17 protein-coding genes are annotated in these 21,174 nt (G+C 61.7%); 7 read left to right on the top strand and 10 right to left on the bottom strand.

Annotated elements, in window-relative coordinates; all coding sequences use genetic code 11:
• Positions 1-58 precede the first annotated feature (58 nt).
• Entirely contained in the window at positions 59-649 is a 591-nt protein-coding gene (locus NPS47_RS22810; protein ID WP_274297018.1) for an NAD(P)H-dependent oxidoreductase, read from the bottom strand.
• A 198-nt stretch (positions 650-847) separates the two neighbouring features.
• On the opposite strand from NPS47_RS22810, the gene NPS47_RS22805 reads away from it, so the two are divergent.
• Positions 848-1,162, top strand: a complete 315-nt coding sequence (locus NPS47_RS22805; RefSeq protein ID WP_157194327.1) for a putative quinol monooxygenase — start codon at positions 848-850, stop codon at positions 1,160-1,162.
• Here the strand turns inward: NPS47_RS22805 and NPS47_RS22800 are convergent.
• Positions 1,152-1,916 (bottom strand): sulfite exporter TauE/SafE family protein, encoded by a 765-nt coding sequence (locus tag NPS47_RS22800; RefSeq protein ID WP_274297017.1) that lies wholly within the window; start codon positions 1,914-1,916, stop codon positions 1,152-1,154. The genes NPS47_RS22805 and NPS47_RS22800 overlap by 11 nt on opposite strands.
• Positions 1,917-1,993: 77 nt before the next feature.
• On the opposite strand from NPS47_RS22800, the gene NPS47_RS22795 reads away from it, so the two are divergent.
• Both NPS47_RS22795 and NPS47_RS22790 read left to right on the top strand, forming a co-directional pair.
• A complete protein-coding gene (locus NPS47_RS22795) occupies positions 1,994-2,920 on the top strand; it encodes a LysR family transcriptional regulator (RefSeq protein WP_274297016.1) in 927 nt (308 codons plus the stop codon).
• Between the two features lie 47 nt (positions 2,921-2,967).
• Positions 2,968-3,312 (top strand): cupin domain-containing protein, encoded by a 345-nt coding sequence (locus NPS47_RS22790; RefSeq protein ID WP_038614945.1) that lies wholly within the window; start codon positions 2,968-2,970, stop codon positions 3,310-3,312.
• A 92-nt stretch (positions 3,313-3,404) separates the two neighbouring features.
• Here the strand turns inward: NPS47_RS22790 and mmsB are convergent, their stop codons facing one another.
• Positions 3,405-4,292 (bottom strand): 3-hydroxyisobutyrate dehydrogenase, encoded by an 888-nt coding sequence (mmsB, locus tag NPS47_RS22785; protein WP_274297015.1) that lies wholly within the window; start codon positions 4,290-4,292, stop codon positions 3,405-3,407.
• A 10-nt stretch (positions 4,293-4,302) separates the two neighbouring features.
• The gene (locus tag NPS47_RS22780) at positions 4,303-5,829 is read right to left on the bottom strand and encodes a CoA-acylating methylmalonate-semialdehyde dehydrogenase (RefSeq protein ID WP_274297014.1); all 1,527 of its coding nucleotides are present in this window, start codon (positions 5,827-5,829) and stop codon (positions 4,303-4,305) included.
• Between the two features lie 137 nt (positions 5,830-5,966).
• On the opposite strand from NPS47_RS22780, the gene NPS47_RS22775 reads away from it, so the two are divergent.
• The 4 genes from NPS47_RS22775 to NPS47_RS22760 all read left to right on the top strand — a co-directional run bounded on the left by NPS47_RS22775 (position 5,967) and on the right by NPS47_RS22760 (position 9,195).
• The gene (locus NPS47_RS22775; RefSeq protein WP_274297013.1) at positions 5,967-6,914 is read left to right on the top strand and encodes a LysR family transcriptional regulator; all 948 of its coding nucleotides are present in this window, start codon (positions 5,967-5,969) and stop codon (positions 6,912-6,914) included.
• A gap of 245 nt (positions 6,915-7,159) precedes the next feature.
• Complete coding sequence (locus tag NPS47_RS22770; RefSeq protein WP_274297012.1) at positions 7,160-8,536, top strand: S-type pyocin domain-containing protein; 1,377 nt, start codon at positions 7,160-7,162, stop codon at positions 8,534-8,536.
• 7 nt (positions 8,537-8,543) lie between these two features.
• Entirely contained in the window at positions 8,544-8,819 is a 276-nt protein-coding gene (locus NPS47_RS22765) for a bacteriocin immunity protein (protein WP_274297011.1), read from the top strand.
• A gap of 118 nt (positions 8,820-8,937) precedes the next feature.
• Positions 8,938-9,195 (top strand): bacteriocin immunity protein, encoded by a 258-nt coding sequence (locus tag NPS47_RS22760; RefSeq protein WP_274297010.1) that lies wholly within the window; start codon positions 8,938-8,940, stop codon positions 9,193-9,195.
• Positions 9,196-9,389: 194 nt separating this feature from the next.
• On the opposite strand, the gene NPS47_RS22755 is transcribed toward NPS47_RS22760, so the two are convergent.
• The 6 genes from NPS47_RS22755 to recC all read right to left on the bottom strand — a co-directional run bounded on the left by NPS47_RS22755 (position 9,390) and on the right by recC (position 21,085).
• Positions 9,390-9,839: an OmpA family protein gene (locus NPS47_RS22755; protein WP_274297044.1), complete on the bottom strand. Its 450-nt coding sequence runs from the start codon at positions 9,837-9,839 to the stop codon at positions 9,390-9,392.
• A gap of 54 nt (positions 9,840-9,893) precedes the next feature.
• Positions 9,894-11,165: a diguanylate cyclase domain-containing protein gene (locus tag NPS47_RS22750; protein ID WP_274297009.1), complete on the bottom strand. Its 1,272-nt coding sequence runs from the start codon at positions 11,163-11,165 to the stop codon at positions 9,894-9,896.
• Positions 11,162-11,737 carry a YfiR family protein gene (locus tag NPS47_RS22745; protein WP_425313545.1) on the bottom strand — a complete coding sequence of 192 codons (576 nt, stop codon included), beginning with the start codon at positions 11,735-11,737 and terminating at the stop codon, positions 11,162-11,164. Before NPS47_RS22745 ends, NPS47_RS22750 begins: the two co-directional genes overlap by 4 nt.
• 113 nt (positions 11,738-11,850) lie before the next feature.
• Positions 11,851-13,932: an exodeoxyribonuclease V subunit alpha gene (recD, locus tag NPS47_RS22740; protein ID WP_274297007.1), complete on the bottom strand. Its 2,082-nt coding sequence runs from the start codon at positions 13,930-13,932 to the stop codon at positions 11,851-11,853.
• Positions 13,929-17,609, bottom strand: coding sequence for an exodeoxyribonuclease V subunit beta (gene recB, locus NPS47_RS22735; RefSeq protein WP_274297006.1), 3,681 nt, complete (start codon positions 17,607-17,609; stop codon positions 13,929-13,931). The genes recD and recB overlap by 4 nt, the downstream gene beginning before the upstream one ends.
• On the bottom strand, positions 17,606-21,085 hold the full coding sequence (recC, locus tag NPS47_RS22730) for an exodeoxyribonuclease V subunit gamma (RefSeq protein ID WP_274297005.1): 3,480 nt from the start codon (positions 21,083-21,085) through the stop codon (positions 17,606-17,608). The genes recB and recC overlap by 4 nt, the downstream gene beginning before the upstream one ends.
• Positions 21,086-21,174 lie beyond the last annotated feature (89 nt).

Below are 21,174 nucleotides of genomic sequence, written 5' to 3'. Positions count from 1 at the left end.
CCGGGGTGAGCAACAGCCGTGATAGATAGCCGCTTGGCGCGGCCAGCGCAAGGTTTCATCAGGCCTGGATCTGGAAAACCCGGGCCAGGTGCTGCTCGTAGGCGGCCACTGCGGCTTCGACATTCGGACGTTTCATCACATCCACGGCCAGGTAGGTGGGCAGACCGCTCATGCCGAGGAACTGGTTGGCCTTGTGGAACGGGAAGTACACCGCATCCACACCTTTGCCTTCGAAGAAATCGCTCGGGTCATCAAACGCCTGCTGCGGTGCGTTCCAGGTCAGCGACAGCATGTATTGCTTGCCGTGGATCAGACCGCCGCTGCCGTACTTCTGCGACGCATCGGAGCGGGTGCGGCCGTCGTTGGCGTAAAGGCTACCGTGACCGGCGGTGAAGACTTCATCCAGGTACTGCTTGACGGTCCAGGGTGCGCCCATCCACCAGCCCGGCATCTGATAGATGATCACGTCGGCCCAGAGGAATTTCTGCACTTCTTCGGCATTGTCGTAACCGCCATCGATGTAGGTGGTCTTGATGTCGAAACCGGCGCGATCGAGAAATGCCAGGGCGGCTTCGTGCAGGGTCTCGTTCAGGCGGCCATCGGAGTGGGCGAATTTTTTACCGCCGTTGAGCAACAGGACTTTTTTCATCACTTGCCTCATCTGTCGTACGATCCGCTGTGCTGTCTGCGACGGCCCGGGACCGGTTGAATTTGGATGGCGGCAGATTAGGGCATGCACAGCGCTGGAAAAACCGTCGTCGGGGCAAAATACTTTTGACTGAAAAGCACGAATCAAACCTACATTATTGAAATAAAATCAGGCTCTCCCCCACCAGAGGTCGACCTCATGAGCGAACCCTACGGCTTCATTCTCAAAGCCAAAACCCGCCCGGAACAAGCCGAAGCCTTCGAAGCGCTGTTTCGCGCCTATGTCGAACCAAGCCGCGCCGAGCCTGGCTGCATCGAGTACCACATGTTGCGCGACAAGGAAGACCCAAGCCTGTTCGTGTTCTATGAGATCTGGGCCAGCAAGGCCGCGCTGGACGTGCACTCGGCCCTGCCGCACATGCAAGCGTTCTTCGAAAAGCGCATGGACTACCTGGAGCGTGACTTCGACATTCAACTGATCGAAATGCTCAGCCCGTCGTCCGCTAGCCGTTGAGCAACAAGTGCACGCCTAGCACTGCCAGGCCGGCAAAAAAGCAGCGCTTGAACAGAGCCGCACTGATGCGCTGGCGCAGCCACTGACCGCAAAGCATGCCCAGCAGCGCTGGCGCCAGCACCAGCAGCGACGCGCCCAACGCCTCGGCGCCGAGCGCGTCCTGGCCGGCCAGGCCCAGCGCCAGGGCCAGAGTCGAAATGGTGAAGGACAGGCCGAGTGCCTGGACCATCTCGTCGCGGTTCAGGCCCAGCCCCTGCAAGTAGGGCACCGCTGGAAGGACAAAGACACCGGTGGCAGCGGTGATCAGACCGGTCAGCAGTCCGCATAGGGGCCCCAACCAGCGCTCCCACGCCAACGGCACACTGAAACCACGCCCGAACAATCCGTACAGCGCATAGACCAGCAATGCGCCGCCCAGTGCGTGTGCCGCCCACTCGCCGCTGTTGATGCCCAGCCAGGCACTGCCCAGCAGCGTGCCGATGAAGATCATCGCCAGCATCGGCCACAGCCGCCGCAGCAAGGCCGGCAGATGCCCGCCCGCCGCCAACTGCCAGAGATTGGTCAGGGTAGAGGGCACGATCAGCAAGGCCGCAGCCTGCGCCGGTGACATAGCCAGCCCGAGCAGGCCCATGGCAATGGTCGGCAAGCCCAGACCGATGACACCTTTCACCGCCCCCGCGAGCAGAAAGGTGAACACCACCAGCAGCGACAGCGCCGGACCGATTTCCTGATAAAAACCAAATAGAGTCGTCATGCATCCATGCTGCCTGCGCGACGGGCGCCTGAAAATCTGCCATATACTGAGCCAGACTATTGCTCAGGCAGAGGCTCATGCATTTTGATCTGATCGACCTGCGGCTGTTCCAGCACACCCTGGAGTGCGGCAACATCACGGCGGGGGCCCAGCGCAGCCACCTGTCGCTACCGGCCGCCAGTGCGCGGATCCGCGCCATGGAAGCCTCTCTCGGTACGCCCTTGCTGGAGCGCAATCGCCGTGGCGTGCAAGCGACGCCCGCCGGCCAGGCTCTGCTGCAACATGCGCGCCTGATCAGCCAGCAGGTCGAGCGCCTGCAGTACGACCTGGGCCAATACGCCCAAGGCTTGCAAGGTCAGGTACGCCTGCTGTGCAACACTGCGGCGCTGAGCGAATACCTGCCGGAATTGCTCGCCGGCTTTCTCGCCGACTACCGGGAGATCACCCTCGACATCCAGGAACTGCCGAGCCTGCGCATCGTCCAGGCGATCACCCAGGGTGCGGCGGATATCGGCATCGTCTCCACCGCGGTCAGTAGCGAGCACCTGCAAACCCTGCCGTTTCGCGACGATCCCCTGGTGCTGATCATGCCACCCGCTCATCCCCTGGCGACAACATCCGCCATGCGCTTTGCCGACGCACTCACGCATGGCTTCGTCGGCTTGTCGAGCGACAGCGCCCTGGCCCTGCATCTGGAAGAACAAGCCCTGCACCTGGGGCAGCGGATGCAGACGCGGGTCCGGGCCGAAAGCTTTGACGGGGTGATTCGCATGGTCGCCCACGGTGCCGGGCTGGGTGTGGTGCCACTGGCAGCCGTCCGGCGTTGGCAGGGCGTGCTGGCCTTGCACAGCATGAAGCTGGAGGAACCCTGGGCGCAGCGCCAGTTGCTGCTGTGCTCCCGCGACTTCACGCGCTTGCCGGGGCATGCTCAGGCGCTGGTGCGCTATCTGCAGGAGGCGCAGATCGAGCGCTCGACGTCGACCCCAGACAACTCCCCCGCTTAGATCGGACCTATGGTGACGGACCTCTGATCCGATCATCTGGAGCTGACATGTCCGACTTCATCACCGTTCTACGCGACACCTGCCCTACTCCCGTGCTGAACGCAACCAAGTGGAAGCGAATCGGCGGCGACCCGCACACGGTGAACCTCAATGCCTACCTGTCCGAGGATGGCAGCAAGATCATGGGCACCTGGATCTGTACTCCGGGCAAGTTCGAAGTGAATTACGAGAAATGGGAGTACTGCCATTTCCTCGACGGCTACTGCGTGATCACCCCTGAAGGTGAGCAGCCGGTGCATCTGAAAGCGGGTGACGTGTTCGTCATCGAACCGGGGATGAAGGGCACCTGGGAGGTGGTGGAGACGGTGCGCAAGTACTTCGTTTTTGCCTGACCTGCGTCGCAGCTTATCGCTGGCAAGGCCAGCTCCCACAGAATCAGGTGTGCGCAGTACCTGTGGGAGCCAGCCTTGCTGGCGATGCACGTTTACTCGGGCTTGCGATAGCCTTCGACAATCGCCGAGAAATCCTTGCCACCGTCACCGCGCAGGCTCATCGCCTGGTACAGCTGTTGCGCCACGGCACCGAGGATCACCGGCTGGTGCGCCTGACGCGCCGCCTCGGTTGCCAGGCCCAGGTCCTTGAGCATCAGTTCGGCACCAAAGCCGCCGGTGTAGCCCCGCGAGGCCGGAGCGGTTTCGATGATGCCCGGCCACGGGTTGTAGGTATCCGAACTCCAGCAACGCCCGGTGGAGCTGTTGATGACGCCTGCCAGCACTTTGGTGTCGATGCCCAGGGCATTGCCCAGGGCCATGGCTTCCGACACACCGATCATCGAGATGCCCAGCAGCAGGTTGTTGCAGATCTTGGCAATCTGCCCGGTGCCCACCGCACCGCAATGCACGATGTTGCGGCCCATCTGCGCCAGCACTGGCTGCAATGTGGCGAACAGTTCATCGCTGGCGCCGACCATGAACGTCAGGGTGCCCGCCGCCGCCCCCCCGGTGCCGCCGGACACTGGCGCATCGGCCAGGTCCACGCCTTGCTTCGCCGCCGCTGCCGAGACCTCACGGGCGGTCTGCGGATCAATCGTGCTGCAGTCGACCACTGGCGTACCAGCGCGCACACCCGCCAGCACACCGTCTTCGTTCAGGTACACACCGCGCACATGGGCGGCAGCCGGCAGCATGGTGATGACCATGTCGCTGTTCTGCGCCGCATCGCGCGGTGAAGTGCTGATCTGCCCACCGAGTTCGGCCAGCTCGGCCAGTACGGTTTTATTCAGGTCGAACAGACTCAGTTGATGCCCGGCCTTGATCAGGTTGCGCGCCATCGGCGCGCCCATGTTGCCCAGACCGATAAATGCAATACGCATGATCAACTCCTTAGCGCAGGCTGATGGTGGTGTTCACACCGTCGTTGACGCTGTCGTCATCGAACCAGCGGCTGGTGACGGTCTTGGTCTGCGTGTAGAACTGCACCACTTGCTTGCCGTACGGGCCCAGATCACCGAGCTTGGAGCCACGGGAACCGGTGAAGCTGAAGAACGGAACCGGTACCGGAATCGGAATGTTGATGCCGACCTGACCGACATCGATTTCGTTCTGGAACTTGCGCGCCGCAGCGCCACTCTGGGTGAACAGGCCGGTGCCGTTACCGAAGGGGTTGCGGTTGACCAGGGCGATGGCCTCGTCAAGAGTATCGACTTCCAGCACCACCAGCACCGGGCCGAAAATTTCCTGGGTGTAGATCTGCATGTCGGTGGTCACCCCGGAGAACAGGGTCGGGCCAACGAAGTTGCCTTGCTCGTAGCCTGGCACGCTGACATCGCGGCCATCGAGTTCAAGCTTGGCGCCTTCCTTGATCCCGCTTTCGATCAGGCCCAGCACACGCTCCTTGGCGCGCTTGGAAATCAGCGGGCCGACATCGGTGCCCGGCTCATTACCGGCGTTGACCTTGAGGTTGGCCGCCAGCGCTTTGAGCTCCGGCAGCCACTCGCGCGCCTTGCCCACCAGCACCGCCACCGAAGTGGCCATGCAACGCTGACCAGCCGCGCCGAAGCCGGCACCGACCAGGGCATTGAGGGTCTGGGTACGGTTGGCATCCGGCAGCACCACCGCATGGTTCTTGGCGCCCATCATCGACTGCACGCGCTTGCCATGCTGACCGGCGAGGTTGTAGACGTGGGTGCCGACTTCGGTGGAACCGACAAAGGAAATCGCCTTGATGTCCGGGTGCGTGCACAGGGCATCGACCACCTGCTTGCCACCGTGTACGACGTTCAGTACACCGGCCGGCACACCGGCTTCCAGCGCCAGCTCCACCAGCATCATGGTCGACAGCGGATCCTGCTCGGACGGCTTGAGCACGAAGGTGTTGCCGCAGACGATGGCCATCGGGAACATCCACAGCGGGATCATCGCCGGGAAGTTGAACGGAGTGATACCGGCGCAGACGCCGATTGGTTGGCGCAGGGTGTAGGTATCGACACCACTGGCGACGTTCTCGGCGAACTCGCCCATCTTCAGGCTGCCGATGCTGCACGCATGCTCGACCACTTCCAGGCCGCGGAAGATATCGCCTTCGGCGTCGGCAATGGTCTTGCCCTGCTCGGCGCTGAGGACCACGGCGATGCGCTTGGAGTGTTCACGGATCAGCGCTTGCAGCTTGAGCATGATGCGCATGCGCGCGCCGATCGGGGTGTCGCGCCAGGTTGCGAAGGCACGTTGACCGGCGGCAATGGCCGCATCAACTTCTTCAGCTGTAGCGAACGGCACGCGGGCGAGTACTTCCTGGGTGGCCGGGTTGACCACGTCGCGCCATTCGCTGGTTTTCGATTCGACCCACTGGCCGTCAATCAGCAGCTTGACCTGCTCGACCTTGGTCTGGCCGGGAGTAAGGGATGCGTTCATGTGCGTTCTCCTGAAATTGTTGTTAGGGAGAGATCGACGTCGCCGGGGTAGCCTCGACGGACGCTTGGGTCTAGGGCTTGTTTTGGAGTATAGATGTGCAAAGATCCAATAAAAACGCACATAAAAGCCGGACCAACATGCAAAAAAACATCACCTCGCTGGGCGCATTGAACTGGGATGACCTGAAGTTTTTTCTTGAGGTGGCCCGTACCCGCAAGGCCAGCAGCGCGGCCAAACGCCTGGGGGTGGACTACACCACGGTGTCGCGGCGGATCAGCTCGCTGGAGCTGGCGCTGGGCACCTTGCTGTTCGAAAAGTCGCGGACCAACGGCTTTATCCTGACCGCCGAAGGCCAGCGCCTGCTCAGTTATGCCGAGTCGATCGAAAGCACCCTGCACATGGCCTGCGAGCAGGTTTCAGGCTCCGGCGTGGCGCTTTCCGGGCATGTGCGCATGGGCTGCACCGAGGGCTTTGGCAGCTTCTTCATCACCCCGCAGCTGAGCCGCTTTGTCGATGCCTATCCGGCCATCTCCGTGGACATCCTGCCGCTGCCGCACTTCATCAGCCTGTCCAAGCGCGAAGCGGACATCGTCATCGCCCTGGAGCGCCCGGAACATGGCCCGTACGTGTGCTGCAAACTGTGCGACTACCGCCTGCGCCTGTACGCCACCCAGGAGTACCTGGACAGCCACGAACCGATCACCCGCAGCAGCGACCTGGCGCGTCATCAGTTCATCAGTTATGTCGACGACCTGGCCTTCAGTTCAGAGCTGCTGTACCTGGCCAACCTGATCCCGGCGGCCAGCGCCAACTTGCGCAGTACCAGTGTGATCGCCCAGTACGTGGCGGCTCAGCAGGGTCGCGGGCTGGCGATTCTGCCGTGCTTTCTGGCCGCGCAGGATCCGCGCCTGGTGGCGATTCTGCCTGAAGAGGTGGAGATTACCCGGCAGTTCTGGATGTACTGCCGCGAGGATTTGCGCAAGTTGAAGCGGATTACCTTGTTGTGGGATTACATCCGCGAGGTCACCGAGCTGAATCAGCACTTGTTGATGGGTGGCAGTCGGAAAATGCTGTTCTCCGACTGACAGTTCTTCAAGGCATCAGGTAGGGGAATCCTAACGAGGTCAGCAGCTCCAGCGCTGGACACCCAACTTGTGACACCTACTTTCAAACCCGCACCGCTACTGAGCGGGCAAATGCCAGCCACAACAAATGAACATTCAGTATGGTATTTGAGAATTGTCCTACAAGCATGCCAGGCGAGCATGAGGTAGCGTCCTGTCACACTTAGATCGCGAAACATGGATCGTCAGTTTGTACAGGGGATGTTATGCCGATTAAAAACCTTTTCCCAAATTATCTGGGGGTAAGTGGGCAAGATGACAATAAGCTACATGCCGAGGCGGTAAAGGCAGCACAGGCGGCTTGGGATAGAGCAGTGGCGGCGAACGAAAGGAACGAGCAGGCAGCCGAGGCACGTAGCAGGGCTATCAAGAAGCGGGAGGAAATCAGGCTAACCGGATGCGTCTTCGCCAAGAGCTGCGATCTTCCTGACGGCATAATCGATCACCAGAAACCAGGCGGATTTGTCCCGGTCGAGATGGTGCGGAACTACGGCGAGTTCGCCATTCTTGGTGGCCGTGAAACGGATGTACAAGGGAACATTCCCCTTAAGAAAGTCAGCGGTGCAATACCGGCAACGCTGGGAACGCTTGTATTGGGTGGAGCTGCTGCGACGGCTGGAGCGTCTTGCGGTGGTTTGTGCACTGCTGGCGTTGCTGCTGCCAGTGGGAGTGCTGCAACGGGTGCGGGTGCTTCTGCTGGAGTGCTCACTGCTGGCGTAGCTGCTGGTGCTTTGACTGGCTTTGTTGCATTGCTGTGGCCTTCTAGTCTGGGCGATAGCAGCCTGTACACAGAGGAGCAGCTTCAATCACTTGAAAAAGCCCGCACACGTGTTCGTATACATGTCGAACAGCAGGCAGACGGCACCTTGAAGGGATACGGGTACAACACCCAGAAGCACCGCGACTGGGAAATGATCCCCGTAGTGAAGTTCGCTGCTCAAGGCTCCCAGCAAGTGGCTGACTTTGGCGACGGCGTAACCTTGATATGGACGCCTGCCGCTGGCCCTTCCAGCACGTCGGGAATTCCACCGCTAGAAGGTGCTCCACAAGCCCCGCATATCTGGATTTATCCGCCTACGGAGCAGGCTGATAACATCATCGTCAACCCGATCTATCCGCCTGAGTACAAGGACTTCATCCTTGTGTTCCCGGCCGACTCCGGTGTGCAGCCGTTGTACATCGTGATGAATGTTCGCAAGACCCCCGGAACAGTAACAGGTCAAGGCGAGGATGTGGTTGGTATCTGGCTTGTCGGGGCGAGTTCGGGAGTGGGAGTTCCGATACCTATGGACGTGGCGGACGCATTGAGGGGACGTGAATTCAAAAGCTTCGACACATTCAGAGCCGCACTTTGGAAAGCTGTCTCAGGATCAGCAGCAGCGGATCAGTTCGTCAAACAAAGTGTTGGTCGTATGCGTACAGGTCGGGCTCCGCGTGTTCGAAAAGCCGATAGAGTCGGAGGCAGATTGTCTTACGAGCTTCACCACCTCGAAAAAGTATCAGAAGGCGGTGGCGTGTACGACGTGGATAACCTGCGAGTTAACACACCGAAAAACCACATCGATCTTCACCGGAACGAATAGGCCAAACATGACGGATACACTACTGAAAAACAGCTTCTCTGAGTACACCGAAGCGGAGTTCATCAAGCTGCTGCAAGAACTCGCCAAGGAAGACGAACAAGCCGAAAACGATGATCGTGCAGACTTGCTTTTGTTGCACTTCGAGAAGGTAAGCGAACACCCGGCAGGGTCAGACTTGATCTACTACCCAGAGCAGGGAGCAGATAGCTCCCCTGAGGGCGTGACGCAGATTGTAAAAGAATGGCGCGCTGCTAATGGCTTGCCGGGATTCAAAGGTGACTGATGACCAGTGCCAGGGAGCAGATGTGACTGGACTGCCCCCGGAAAGGTAGACATCCCCGGCCTATGCTCCGAGTAAACACTTCAAAAAACCGTATTGATCTTCACCGGAACATAAATCCATGAAAAACCACTTCTCTGACTACACAGAAGCCGAGTTCATCCAGTTCATGCGAGAGATACGGGAGGCAAATAAACACGCGTCTGATGAAGTTCTTGATCCGCTACTGGAGGAGTTCGAACGCATCACGGAGCATCCAGCGGGTTCTGACCTCATTTACTATCCTGAGGATGGTGCGGACAACTCAAACGAAGGCATCACCCAGACAGTGAAAGAATGGCGCGCTGCTAATGGCTTGCCCGGTTTCAAAGGCGAGTAAGCGATGCCATCAAAAACTGGGGAATGGTACGGTGCGCCTAGCTAAATACCTTCTAGGGGCTGCTCCACAAAACTAGATTTGTAGAATTAGCCCTGCCCTGGTTCCACCGTTAGAGAGAGCGCCTCAGATTTGGATTTAACCGAGCGCAACTCGCCCCTGTTGATGAGTGAATCACGCACGATGGGCTTCGCCGATCAGTCGGACGCGACCACGATAGCCACCCGGCGGTTTTCCATGCGCCCGGCGCGGGTGTCATTGCTGGCCACCGGCTCGCGGCTGCCCAGCCCGCGGGTTTCGACGTTCTCCGGGCGCATGCCGACGGCGGTCAGGGCGTTGGCCACGCTCTTGGCCCGGCGCAGCGACAGCTGCTCGTTATAGGCGACTCTGCCCGAAGCATCGGTATGCCCGTCCACCCGCACCCGCTGGATATCCACCGACAGCAGTGACTTGCCGACCCGCTCGACAATCGCCTGACTTTCACTGTTGAGCGCGTCCAGGTCACTGCCGAACAGCACCTTGCCCGACAGGCCGAACTCCCAGCCTTCGTCGGTCAAACGGAAACCTTCCTGCTTGAGCAGGGCAATCTGTTCAGCCGTCAGGCCTTTGGGCGGCACGCTTTGGCAACCGCTCAGGGCCAGCAGCATCAGCGCCAGCCAGGCAAAGTGAAAACGCAGGTATCGACTCAGGTGTGTCACGGTTCAGCTCCTGTTTTTTACATGATTGGCAGAGCGTTCCGTCTCTGCCGTTTGCCACTGGCCACGGGTATTGCGCTTGGCCTGGTACATCGCCGCATCAGCGGCACTCAACAAATCCGACGGCGTCAGACCGTCATCCGGGAAGAACGCGATACCGACACTCAGCGACGTGACGACGCTCTGCCCTTGCCCCAGACGAACAGGCAGACGCATGCTGGCAATGATTTTCTCGGCAATGCGCTGGGCATCCTCGCGGCTGTGCAGAGGGGTGAGCAACACGGCAAATTCGTCACCACCCAGGCGCGCTACCAGGTCATGCTCGCGCAGCTGCGCGCGCACGCGGGTGGCGACACTGACCAGTACTTCATCGCCGGCCGCATGGCCATGGCTGTCGTTGATGTCCTTGAAATTGTCACTGTCAAGAAACAGCAGCGCCATGTGTTCCCGATACTTGCTGGCATTACGCAGCGTGCGGCTGAGCCTGCCTTCGAAAAAGGCCCGATTGGGTAAGCCGGTCAGACTGTCATGACTGGCCTGATGGGCGAGGCTTTCGTTCTCGCTCTGCAGATGGCTTTGCCAACTTTCCAGTTCGTCGAGCAAGGCATTGAAGTCATTGCCCAGCTCGTTGAGCTCGGCGATCTGCGCCTCAGGCACACGGCGGTCGAAGCTGCGTTCACGCCGCGCGGCGTGAGCCACTGCGGCCAGGCTGCGCAACGGGCCGACGATATCACCGAACATCCGCCGCGACAGGTACAAGGCGCCGACGGCGCTGAGCACGGTACAGAGGAGGATGCCCGCCAGGCCACTGAGCAGAAAGCGCACCAGGCTGCCGCCCTGCCCCACCAACTCGATATGACCAACCTGCTGGCCCTGATGCAGCACCGGCATGACGATCGGCTCCGCCAACAGGCTGCGAGCCATCTGCTGCTCCATCTGTGCGAGCAAGCTGTCATTACTGCGCTGCCAACGGGCGAGCAACTGGTTGCTGTCGTCGAACACTTTGACGTCGGCCACCTCTTCGGTGGAGGCAATCAGGGCCAGGGCCTCATTGGCTGCGCTGCTGTCGTTGAAGACCACGGCAGCTTCAACGGTGTAGTTGATCGAGCGGGCGATCAGGTGCAGGTTGTGATTGGCATAAACCCGCAGCGCCAGCACGCCCAGCACGGTCAGGGCAACACCGGCCAGGCCCACCGCCAGCAAGGCCACGCTCAAGTGGCGACGCCCCAGCACTGCGCGCAGGGTCGGACGCTGACGCCCCCAGCCAAAGCCGATCATGGCTGTGTCGCCCGTCGCCGCGACAACTGCAGCACCGAGGGATGGATGCGCACGCCGCTGCGGGCTACCGAATCAAGGTTGACCTCGAACGCCACCTGACGGTCACTGACCCGCAGGCAAAACACACTGCCCACTGTGCAGGGGTCGCCGGCTTCGCTGATGCTCAATATCGGATGACCACTGACAGCGCTGAACAACTGATTGCGTTCGTCCGGGTTCAACTGGCCCAGATAGATCGCGTCGCACTCATTGGCGATACGCGGGTCACCGGCCAGCAAGCGCCGCACCACTACCGGCCGGCCAGTGGCTTGCGTGGTGCCTTTGACCAGATCATCGGCGTATTCGGTGGGACCGACCAGACACAAACGCAACTGCGCCGGCTCCACCGGCCAGCGGGCGTAGCTGAGAATACCCTGGACCACCTGCGTCACGGCAGTGGCCCGCTGCTCGGCCAGGGTCGGGGTCGGTTTGGTTTCGGCAGAGGCCAGCGCGCCGAACAGCAGCGGCAACGCAGCCATCAGCGAGCGCCCCCGACGCGTCATACGTCCCGATGTCGGGGCGGCCACTGTCATCAAGGAAATCTCTTACAAACTAGCGGGATAATGTCGCAACGATAGCACAGTGGCCGATTTCCCAGCGAGGGAGCAGGCCGCTGCCCATCCGGTGAAAGGCCGAATCGCCGCCTTCATACCTGCTCCAGCATCAATCCGGAAATCCGTTTGACCTTGCGCCGCACCGCGTCTTCGAACACTCCGTGGCGCGGTTCGATCAAAGTGAAGCAGCTTTTCGCCCGGGTGATGCCGGTGTAGATCAACTCCTTGGTCAACACCGGGTTCAAGGCATCGGGCAACACCAGGGCAGTATGGGTGAACTCCGAGCCCTGGGATTTGTGCACGGTCATGGCGTACACGGTTTCCACCTCGTTGAGACGGCTGGGCAATACAAAACGCACGCCGCCCCGGCCATCGTTGCGAGCAAAGGCCACCCGCAACACCTGCTGGCCGGGTTGCTGCTCATCGGGCAGGCGCAAGGCAATGCCGATGTCACCGTTCATCAGACCCAGGCCGTAGTCGTTGCGGGTCATCAGGACTGGCCGGCCCTCATACCAAGGTTGCTCGACATCGATCAGGCCAGCAGCGCCCAACACCCGGCCGACCCGTTGGTTCAGCCCTTCAACGCCCCATGGGCCTTTACGTACGGCGCAAAGCAGCTGGAAGGTTTCAAAACCCTGTAACACCGCCATGGCCCAGGCTTCCCAGCGTGGATCATCAACCGCAGTGGTCAATGGTGGACGCTGCCGACCGATGATCTGCAGATAGCTGCGATACCCCTGAGGCCCCTCGTTACCACGGCCAAGGCCATCGAGCAGCAAACGGTCGAGGGCACGATCCTGCTCACCGCGCAGGGTCAGGCCGAACACGTCATCCTGTGTCTGTTGCAACAGGGCCCGTGCCTGTTCGGCATCCTGCAGGTTGACCAGGCGCGCCAGCCGGCCAATGCCGCTGGTCTCGCCGAAGCGCCGGGAAAAGCGCAGCATCACCACTTGCTGCGCCAGAGGATACTGCTCGGCAGTGCCCGCCAGCAGTTCGCTACCCGCCAGGGTTTCACCGCTGACCTGCTCCAGCCAGGCCTGGGTCTGGGCGCTATAACGGCCAGCCTCGGCGTCCCGGCACAAGTCACCGAGCACCGCGCCGGCCTCCACCGAGGCCAGTTGATCCTTGTCTCCGAGCAACACCAGACGGGCGTGAGGCGGTAGCGCGGCGAGCAAGTTGGCCATCATTTCCAGGTCAATCATCGAAGCTTCGTCGACCACCAGCACATCCAGGGGCAAGGGGTTGCCCGCATGGTGACGAAAATGCCGCGAGCCCGGACGGCTGCCCAGCAGACGGTGCACCGTCGAGACATCGGTGGGAATGTTTTCGCGCACCTGGGCTTCGACCGCCAAGCGCTCAACCTGTTGACCGATGGATTCGGTCAAGCGTGCCGCCGCCTTGCCAGTAGGCGCCGCCAGGCGAATGCGCAATGGACGCCCGGCCTCGACGGCGGGTGCCTGGAGCAAGGCCAGCAAGCGCACCACCGTGGTGGTCTTGCCGGTGCCTGGGCCGCCGGTAATGATGCTGAAAGCGCCACGGGTAGCCAGGGCACAAGCCAGCTTTTGCCAGTCCACCTGCCCCGCTTGGCTGCCTCCATCGAACAGTTGCGCCAGGCGCGCCGCCAGGTCTGTCGGGGCCGGTTCGGCCTGCTCCAGACGTAGACGCAAGGCACTGTCGATCTGCCGCTCATAGGCCCAGTAACGGCGCAAGTACAAACGCCGAGCACTGAGCACCAAAGGCCGCGAAGCCTCTTCGACGCAAGCACCATTGGCGACCAGGCGACTGCTGGCCAGGCGCTGTAACCAGGTACTCAATGCCAGTTGCTCAAGCAGTTGCGACGGTAGCAACAAAGGGCCCGCCAGGGCATCGCCCTCAGGCGGCAACGACAGGGCAAAGTCAGGTTCGGCCAGGGTTTCACCCAGATCCAGGCAGACATGACCATGACCCAACTGGTGGCTGGCCAATGCTGCGGCCAGTAGCACCAATGGGTCGCCTCCCGGGTCGCGCTCTTCGAGAAAGCCGACGAAGGCCCGGTCCAGGGCGCGCAGCCAGCCACGCTCGACCCAACGATCGAGCAACGCCAGCAGGTCGGCACTGTCACTCAAGGGCTCAAGTGCGGCCAGATGCCCGGCATCCAGTGGCGTCGGCAGCAGGTCGTCGAGGGTACGGCTCATGGTGTATCTCCCAGGAACAGGTCGTGTTGCTGCGGTGCACTGAAGCCACGGAACAGTGCGTCAAGGCGCTCGATCAATTCCCGTGGTGGCTTGACGAAATACACACCGCCGGACGCCGAATGCACACCGCGTAAAAAGATGAACACGGCGCCGCCGACATGCTGGTCGTAGTCGTAATCCGCCAGCCGTGCGCGGAGCTGGCGATGCAGGGCCAGCAGGTAGAGCACGTACTGCAGGTCGTAGCGGTGACTGAGGATCGCCGATTCCATGGCCAGTTCGCTGTAGGCCAGATCGTCAGGGCCGAGCCAGTTGGATTTGTAGTCGGCCACGTAGTAGCGCCCGTCATGTTCAAAGGCAAGGTCGATAAAGCCCTTGAACATGCCGTTGAGCTGAGCCGGTTGGGCGGCAACCCGTGCAGCGCCTTGATGGGTGTGTTCTGCCACCAGGCGATCAAGCTGGCCGACATCGACCTTGTGGCTGGCAAACCAGAACTCCATTTCGATCTGATACTGACTCAGCTGATTCAAGACCAGGGGTGGACTGTCCGGCGCCAGGGCCATGGGTTGCACCAGCAACTGCTGCAACCAGTGGCTCAGTGTGTCGATCCAGCCGGTCCAGTCGCGGCGGTTGCAGCGCTGGCCAACCGTGCGCTTGAGTGCTTCGTCGTTCACCGTCACCTGGGCAAAACCTTCAAGCCCCGCCCATTCGAGCAGGCCGTGGAGGAAGGTCCCAGGGTTCGGACCGCGAGGGAAACGATGGATATCGCCGCTGCCAGGCATCACTTCGCGCAGCTGTTGCGGATCGGGGCGCTCGTCATCGAGCAGTTGCTGGGCTTGTGAGCTGTCAGCATCCAGGGTCAGCGACTCCTCGCCAATGCGCAGTGCACTGTAGGAAGCGATCCACCAGTTCTCGGCCGCACGGCGTTTGGGCTGGCGCGCAGGCAGCAGCTCGGCCTGATTAGCGGGTGCGCTATAGCTTTGTTCGTTGGCCTCAGGCATGGCGTTGCTGGCAATCGCCGGGCAACCCGCTTGCAAAGCCTGCAGCCAGTCACTCAACTGACTGGAAGCCGCTAAAGGCGTGCCGCCGCCGAGCAGGTAGCCCAGCGCCGAACGGTGCAGCAGCGACGTCTTGCCAGTGCCACGCTTGAGGTCGGCAACCCCCAGCCAGCAAGCGTGCTGGGCGCGGGTCAGGGCAACGTAGAGCAGACGCAGATCTTCGGCCAGACGCTCATCGTCGGCCATCGCAATCTGCCCGGCATCCGGGGTCAGGGTCAGGTGCGCCTGACCATCGCTGTCGTGCCAGCCCAGTGGCAAGCGCTGGCCATCCACCGGTTTGCTGGTGCAGATGAACGGCAGGAACACCAGCGGGTATTCCAGGCCTTTGGACTTGTGGATGGTCACTACCTTGACCAGTTGCTCATCGCTTTCCAGGCGCAGGATCTGCTCTTCACCGGCCTGACCGGCGCTGGCCAGATGCTCGCCGAGGTGGCGGATCAGCGCTTGCTCGCCATCGAGTTCGGTGGCCGCCTGCTGCAGCAATTCGGCCAGGTGCAACAGGTTGGTCAGCACGCGCTCACCATCACTGCGGGTCATCAACACCTGCGGCAGGTCAAAGTCATGGAGCAAGCGGCGCAGCATCGGCAACACCCCCTGGCTGCGCCAGATCAGCCGGTACTGGCGGAACTGCATGACCCAGCGTTCCCACACCCGTTCGTTCTGGTTCAACTGCTCCAGCGCCGACAGCGGCAGGTTCAGGGTGATACTCGCCAGTGCCGCCTTCAGCAGACGCTCGACATCCGGCTCGGCACAGGCCTTGAGCCAGGCCAGCAGGTCCTGAGCTTCCTGGGCGGCAAACACCGAGTCCTTGTCGGACAGGTACACACTGCGGACATCGCGGGCCGCCAGTTCGGCGCGAATCAATTGGGCTTCACGACCATCGCGCACCAGGATGGCGATGTCCGAAGGCAGACAGCCACGCAGCGTCTGATCCGCCTGGAGAAAGCCGCTGCGGCCCTGTTTTCCGCCATTGAGCAGCGCGACAATCTGACTGGCACAGCTGGCGGCCAGCTGCTGACGGTAAACCGCCGTGGAGACCGGTTCGTCGCTGTGCAACTGCCACAGATTCAGGGCAGCGAGCGCCTGTCCGTCGACCTGAAACTGCTCACTACGGTCTTTGGCTTTGACCTCGACAAAGGGCACCGGGTTGTCATCACCGTCGCGAAACAGGAAGGCGCCACGTCCCTGCTCACGCAGTTCGGCCTGCATGAATACATGATTGACCGCGCTGACCATGGCCTGGCTGGAGCGGTAGTTGGTGTCCAGGCTGTGCAGGCGCCCGGCGGTGGCGCGACGGGCGCCCAGGTACGTAAAGATATCGGCGCCGCGGAACGCATAGATCGCCTGTTTGGGGTCACCGATCATGAACAGGCCGGTGTCCTGAACATTCTCTTCAATGCGGTAGATGCGCTGAAAGATCCGGTACTGGACCGGGTCGGTGTCCTGGAATTCATCGATCAGGGCGACCGGGAACTGCTCACGGATCAAGCCTGCCAGACGCTCGCCGGCATCGCCGTGCAGGGCATGATCGAGGCGCAGGAGCATGTCGTCAAAGCCCATTTCCGCCCGCCGGCGCTTTTCCTGTTCAAAGCGTGCCCCCACCCAGGCGGCGGCGTGTTCCAGCAAGCAGGCATCAGGTGTCGGCAAGGCTTTCAGTTGATCCTGCAGGCCTTCCATCGCCTGCAGTGCCGGGTGGCTCGGTGGTTCACCTTTCCAGGCTTCAGCCATACCGGCACGGGTCAGACGGGTGAAGCCGGTGCCCAGATCAAGTTCCAGCGCCAGTTCATCTGCGGCCCAGACGGCCAGCTTCTCACACCAGGGCTCGAAGTAACGCGCCTGCATCTTGCGTCCGTCCACTTGCTTGGCAGCCAGCCCTTCACGGCAGATCTGCAGCAGTTCGCCGGACCACTGGGCCCAGGGCGCCTTGATCGTGCGCAACTGCTCGGCGCGCTGTTGCAACACTGAATCGATCAGTGCCTGCGGCTCTTCTGCGCTGTTCTCGATATATTGCCGCCCAAACAGCGCGCGTACCCGAGGCAGTAGTGCATCAGGGCTGACCCAATGACTGCGCACCCAGGCCAGAGCATCGCCGTGCATGCTGTAGCAAAAGCGCCGCCAGTAATCGCGCATGACCTGACCGAGCAACTCACTGTGGTCGGTTTCCAGGGTCTGGGTAAACAGGCTGCCACTGTCGAACGCATGCTCGCGCAACATGCGCTGACACCAGCTGTGAATGGTCGAGACGGCCGCCTCGTCCATCCATTGCGCGGCCACATCCAGGCGATTGGCGCACGCTGGCCACAGGTCTTGTTGATAGTCGTCGCGCAGCTGCTGCAGTAACGGGTCGGCGTCATCCAGTTCACCACGGAAGAAGCGTGCCGCTTCCGCCAGGCGGGTACGGATGCGCTCACGCAGCTCCTTGGTGGCGGCATCGGTGAAGGTCACCACCAGCACCTGAGGTGGCAGCAGTTCGCGGCCGAAGCCCTGCTCGCCGCCATGACCAAGCACCAGACGCAGGTACAGGGCGGAGATGGTGAAGGTCTTGCCGGTACCGGCACTGGCTTCGATCAACTGACTGCCGTGCAGCGGAAAAGTCAGTGCCAGCGGTGCATTGGAACTCATTGGGCGTCCTCTTCATTGCCCAAGGTCTGCCAGGGCGCATCGAACATCGGGCGGTACAAGGCTTCACACCAGCCCTCGAACTCTTCACTGGCCGTCAACGCCGCGAAATCGCTGAACTGCCGTGCCAGCGCGGTGCTTTCGCTACGTTCGCCAAAACTGTTCTGGCCATCGCCTTCATAAGCCTTGGCCGCGGCAGCCAACGCTTTATCGGGGTCGTTCTGGGCCAGCCAGGCGAAGGCGGTCTTGGTCGCCACAGGCAGCGGTGCACTCATGCCTGCCTGACGGGCCAGGAGCAGGTCACCGAGCATGTCCGCGGCACGCGCTTGCTCGATCGGAGCGAGCAACAGGGTGATATCCGTGGCCACCACCGCACTGTGCAACGGCAGGCCGACGGCACAGGCGGCCAGGTGCATGACCCAGGTCGAGGTCAGCCGCTGCCATTTCAGCGAGCGACCGCTGCTGATGCCGTTAGGCAAGGTGGTAATACTCAGCAGGGATTGATCATCACGCTGATAGACCCGGCCTAGCCAGCCTTCAAGTTTGAGCTGGCGGTATTCGAAGCGGATCGGTAACGCACTGTCCAGGGCGTTGGGCCACTGGCGCAGCAACTGTTGATGGCGCTGCAGCAGATCCGGTAATGGCTCGATCAACTCAGCTTGCAGGCATTGGCCGAACCCCGCCAATGGCAACATGCCGCTGCCCTGCAGACGCCGCGCCTGAGTGCCAAGTGCCTGGCTGGCATCGTCGGGGCTTGCCAGCGCCGCAGACAACAGGCTTTCACTGAGGCTGTAGCGCTGCAAGGCGTCGAGCACGAAGGGTTCTTCATCGGCCAGCGGCGCTTGCACCGCCTCGAAGAACACCTTCAGACGCTGACTGAAGAAGTGCCGCACCGGATGGCGGAGGAAATCCTGCAGCAAGGTCAGACTCAAGGCTTCATCGCTGCTGTAAGGCGGCAGGTCATCCTCGGCCTTGGCTTGCGCCTCGGCTGGCAGGTGCAGCGTTCGCCATTCGCGGGCGTAGCTGAACAGGCTGCTGCCCTTGTGGAAGTAGCGGGCACTGAAGGGCTGCAACGGGTGTTCAACGGTCAGGGCACGCAGCAACTGTTCGCCGGCATCGAGCTTGTCACGCTCCTTGGCAGCCGCCAGCCGCCAACCGCCGGCGAGATGATCACGTAACTGCCCGACCAGCACCGAGGCAGGACGTTCGCTGTTGTCACGAATGCTGCGGCCGACCCAGCTGACATACAACTGGTCGCGCGCCGAGAGCAACGCTTCAAGCAGCAGGTAGCGATCATCCTCGCGACGTGAGCGATCACCGGGGCGGTAGTCGCTGCCCATAAGGTCGAAATCCAGCGGCGGTTGCGCGCGCGGGTAATCGCCATCGTTCATGCCCAGCAGGCAGACCACCTTGAAGGGGATCGCACGCATGGGCATCAGGGTGCAGAAATTCACCGAGCCGGCCAGGAACCGTTGCGACAGACGTCCTTGATCGAGCCCGGCCAGCCAGGCTTCACGGACCACGGTCAGCGGCAGCAGATCTTCGAGCGCGACCGACTCACAGGTCTGCAACCAGGTCTCGCGCAAGGTCTGCAGCTGTACCAGCAGGTAGTCGTCGTGCTCGGTTTCGGCGAGGAAGAACACCTGCAGCAGCGCATGCAGACGCTCGCCCCATTGCGCGGCGGTCGCCGCCCTGGACAGCTGTTGATAGGCGACTTCCAAGGCGTCGAGCAAGGCCACCAGCGGACCGATCAATGCGGCGTCCAGGCCGCCGATTTCGTCGAACGGCTCGATCCCGTCGCAACCTTCGCCGACACCCACGGCATAGCCAAGCAGCATGCGCCGCAGGCCAAATCGCCAGCTGTTCTGTTCCAGATCAGCCGGCAAGCCCAGGCTCGCGCGCTGTTCGGCGTTCAGGCCCCAGCGGATACCGGCACCTTCGATCCAGCGGTGCAGGGTCGGCAGGTCGCTTTCCTTGATGGCGAAGCGGGCGCGCAAGGCCGGCACATCGAGCAGGTCGAGAATCTCGCTGACCGCGAAACGGCTGTCCGGCAATTTCAGCAGATGCTCCAGAGCAATCAGCAGCGGATCGCGGCCACGCTGGCCTTGGTCGGTCAGGGTGAAGGGAATGAAGCGTGGGTCATCGCGGCCCAACTGGCCAAACACCGCGCGTATATGCGGGGCGTAGGTGTTGATGTCCGGGAGCATGACAATCACGTCCCGCGGGCGCAGGTGTGGATCGGCGCTGAAGCGGGCGAGCAACTGGTCGTGCAGGATCTCCACTTCGCGCTGCGGGCTGTGGGCGACATGGAAGCGTACCGAGCGATCCTTGCCCGGGTCGACTGCCGGCCACAATTCGCGGGTCTCGGCCAGCGGACGCAATTCAAGAATGTCGTCCTGCAGTTGATTGAGCAGGTTTTGCGGCTGACTTTCGCTGAACAGGTCAATGCGCCCGTCGGTGAACGCTGTGCGGTAACTACCGGGATCATCGTAACTGTCGAGCAGGTTGATGTAGTCACGGCCCTGCTTGCCCCAGGCAGCCAACAGCGGGTGCGCGTGCTGATGCAGGGATTGCGCATCGATCAAACTGGGCATGCCTTGCTTGCGTTGCTGGCGCTTGTACTGGTGGCGCAGCAGGTCCTTGTCGGCAACGATATCCGCCCAGTGATGACGGCAGGGGTTGTGCACACAGAGCAGTACCTGGCTAAAACGGGCCAGGCCGGCCAGAGCTTCCAGCGCCTGGGCAGGCAAGGAAGAAATACCGAAGACGATCACCCGGGAAGGGAGCCCGGCAGGTGCCTGCTCGAGGCTGTTGATCCGCTCGATAAAACGCTGATGCACCCCGGCACGACTCTGGGCCATGCCTTCCTCACCGACATCCAGCAACAGCGCACGCCACAATTCGGCTTGCCAGCAATTGGCCGGGGGCAACGGCTTGGCGTCGCCGCGGGCGGTGTTCAATACATGGCGTCCGGCAGCCCAGTCCTTGAGCCAGTCGGCACGGTAGACCTGGTATTGGTCAAACAGGTCGGCCAGGCGCTCGGCCAGCTGGTAGCGCTTGCGCAGGTCGGTGTCGTCGGTGAGAAAGCGCTGCAGGGGCTCGAAGTGAGGTTTGTCGATGACTTCGGGGAGCAAGCGCATCAAGCGCCAGGTCAGCGGGGCCTTGTCGAGCAGGGACACTTCCGGGATTTCGTCGCGTCCCAGCACACGCCGGTACAACTGCCACATGAAGCTGCCGGGCAGTTGCACCTCGATAGCAGCGGCAATGCCACAACCACCCTGGTCGTCGTCTTCAGGGTCTTCGGCCAGGGCCAGTTTGAGCCATTGGGCGATGCCGTTGCTTTGCACCAGGACTATTTCATTTTCCAGAGGTGCCAGAGGATGCAGGCGCATCCAGCTCACCACCAGGCTGCGCAGTTCGTCCAGGCGATTGCCGTGGACCACCATGAATCCCGGAAGGAGTGGGTTTGCGTGCGGCATTGGACATCCTTGAGGCTGTGCGGACAGAGGGAAACCATATCATGGGCCCGGCCCTTGATGAGGGCAGAACAGACACCAAAGATTACCGA

Origin of the sequence: Pseudomonas putida (assembly GCF_028682475.1) — a bacterium.
GTDB lineage: Bacteria > Pseudomonadota > Gammaproteobacteria > Pseudomonadales > Pseudomonadaceae > Aquipseudomonas > Aquipseudomonas putida_AG.
This window is presented reverse-complemented; position numbering and strand designations above follow the sequence as displayed.

Excerpts from the sequence above, each read along its gene's own strand:
- NPS47_RS22760 (WP_274297010.1), top strand. The coding sequence starts at position 8,938 with ATGAAAAACCACTTCTCTGACTACACAGAAGCCGAGTTCATCCAGTTC.
- NPS47_RS22770 (WP_274297012.1), top strand. The coding sequence starts at position 7,160 with ATGCCGATTAAAAACCTTTTCCCAAATTATCTGGGGGTAAGTGGGCAA.
- recD (WP_274297007.1), bottom strand. The coding sequence starts at position 13,932 with ATGAGCCGTACCCTCGACGACCTGCTGCCGACGCCACTGGATGCCGGG.
- NPS47_RS22765 (WP_274297011.1), top strand. The coding sequence starts at position 8,544 with ATGACGGATACACTACTGAAAAACAGCTTCTCTGAGTACACCGAAGCG.
- NPS47_RS22745 (WP_425313545.1), bottom strand. The coding sequence starts at position 11,737 with ATGACAGTGGCCGCCCCGACATCGGGACGTATGACGCGTCGGGGGCGC.
- NPS47_RS22800 (WP_274297017.1), bottom strand. The coding sequence starts at position 1,916 with ATGACGACTCTATTTGGTTTTTATCAGGAAATCGGTCCGGCGCTGTCG.
- NPS47_RS22775 (WP_274297013.1), top strand. The coding sequence starts at position 5,967 with ATGCAAAAAAACATCACCTCGCTGGGCGCATTGAACTGGGATGACCTG.
- NPS47_RS22750 (WP_274297009.1), bottom strand. The coding sequence starts at position 11,165 with ATGATCGGCTTTGGCTGGGGGCGTCAGCGTCCGACCCTGCGCGCAGTG.
- NPS47_RS22805 (WP_157194327.1), top strand. The coding sequence starts at position 848 with ATGAGCGAACCCTACGGCTTCATTCTCAAAGCCAAAACCCGCCCGGAA.
- mmsB (WP_274297015.1), bottom strand. The coding sequence starts at position 4,292 with ATGCGTATTGCATTTATCGGTCTGGGCAACATGGGCGCGCCGATGGCG.
- recB (WP_274297006.1), bottom strand. The coding sequence starts at position 17,609 with ATGAGTTCCAATGCACCGCTGGCACTGACTTTTCCGCTGCACGGCAGT.
- NPS47_RS22790 (WP_038614945.1), top strand. The coding sequence starts at position 2,968 with ATGTCCGACTTCATCACCGTTCTACGCGACACCTGCCCTACTCCCGTG.
- recC (WP_274297005.1), bottom strand. The coding sequence starts at position 21,085 with ATGCCGCACGCAAACCCACTCCTTCCGGGATTCATGGTGGTCCACGGC.
- NPS47_RS22780 (WP_274297014.1), bottom strand. The coding sequence starts at position 5,829 with ATGAACGCATCCCTTACTCCCGGCCAGACCAAGGTCGAGCAGGTCAAG.
- NPS47_RS22795 (WP_274297016.1), top strand. The coding sequence starts at position 1,994 with ATGCATTTTGATCTGATCGACCTGCGGCTGTTCCAGCACACCCTGGAG.
- NPS47_RS22810 (WP_274297018.1), bottom strand. The coding sequence starts at position 649 with ATGAAAAAAGTCCTGTTGCTCAACGGCGGTAAAAAATTCGCCCACTCC.
- NPS47_RS22755 (WP_274297044.1), bottom strand. The coding sequence starts at position 9,839 with ATGCTGCTGGCCCTGAGCGGTTGCCAAAGCGTGCCGCCCAAAGGCCTG.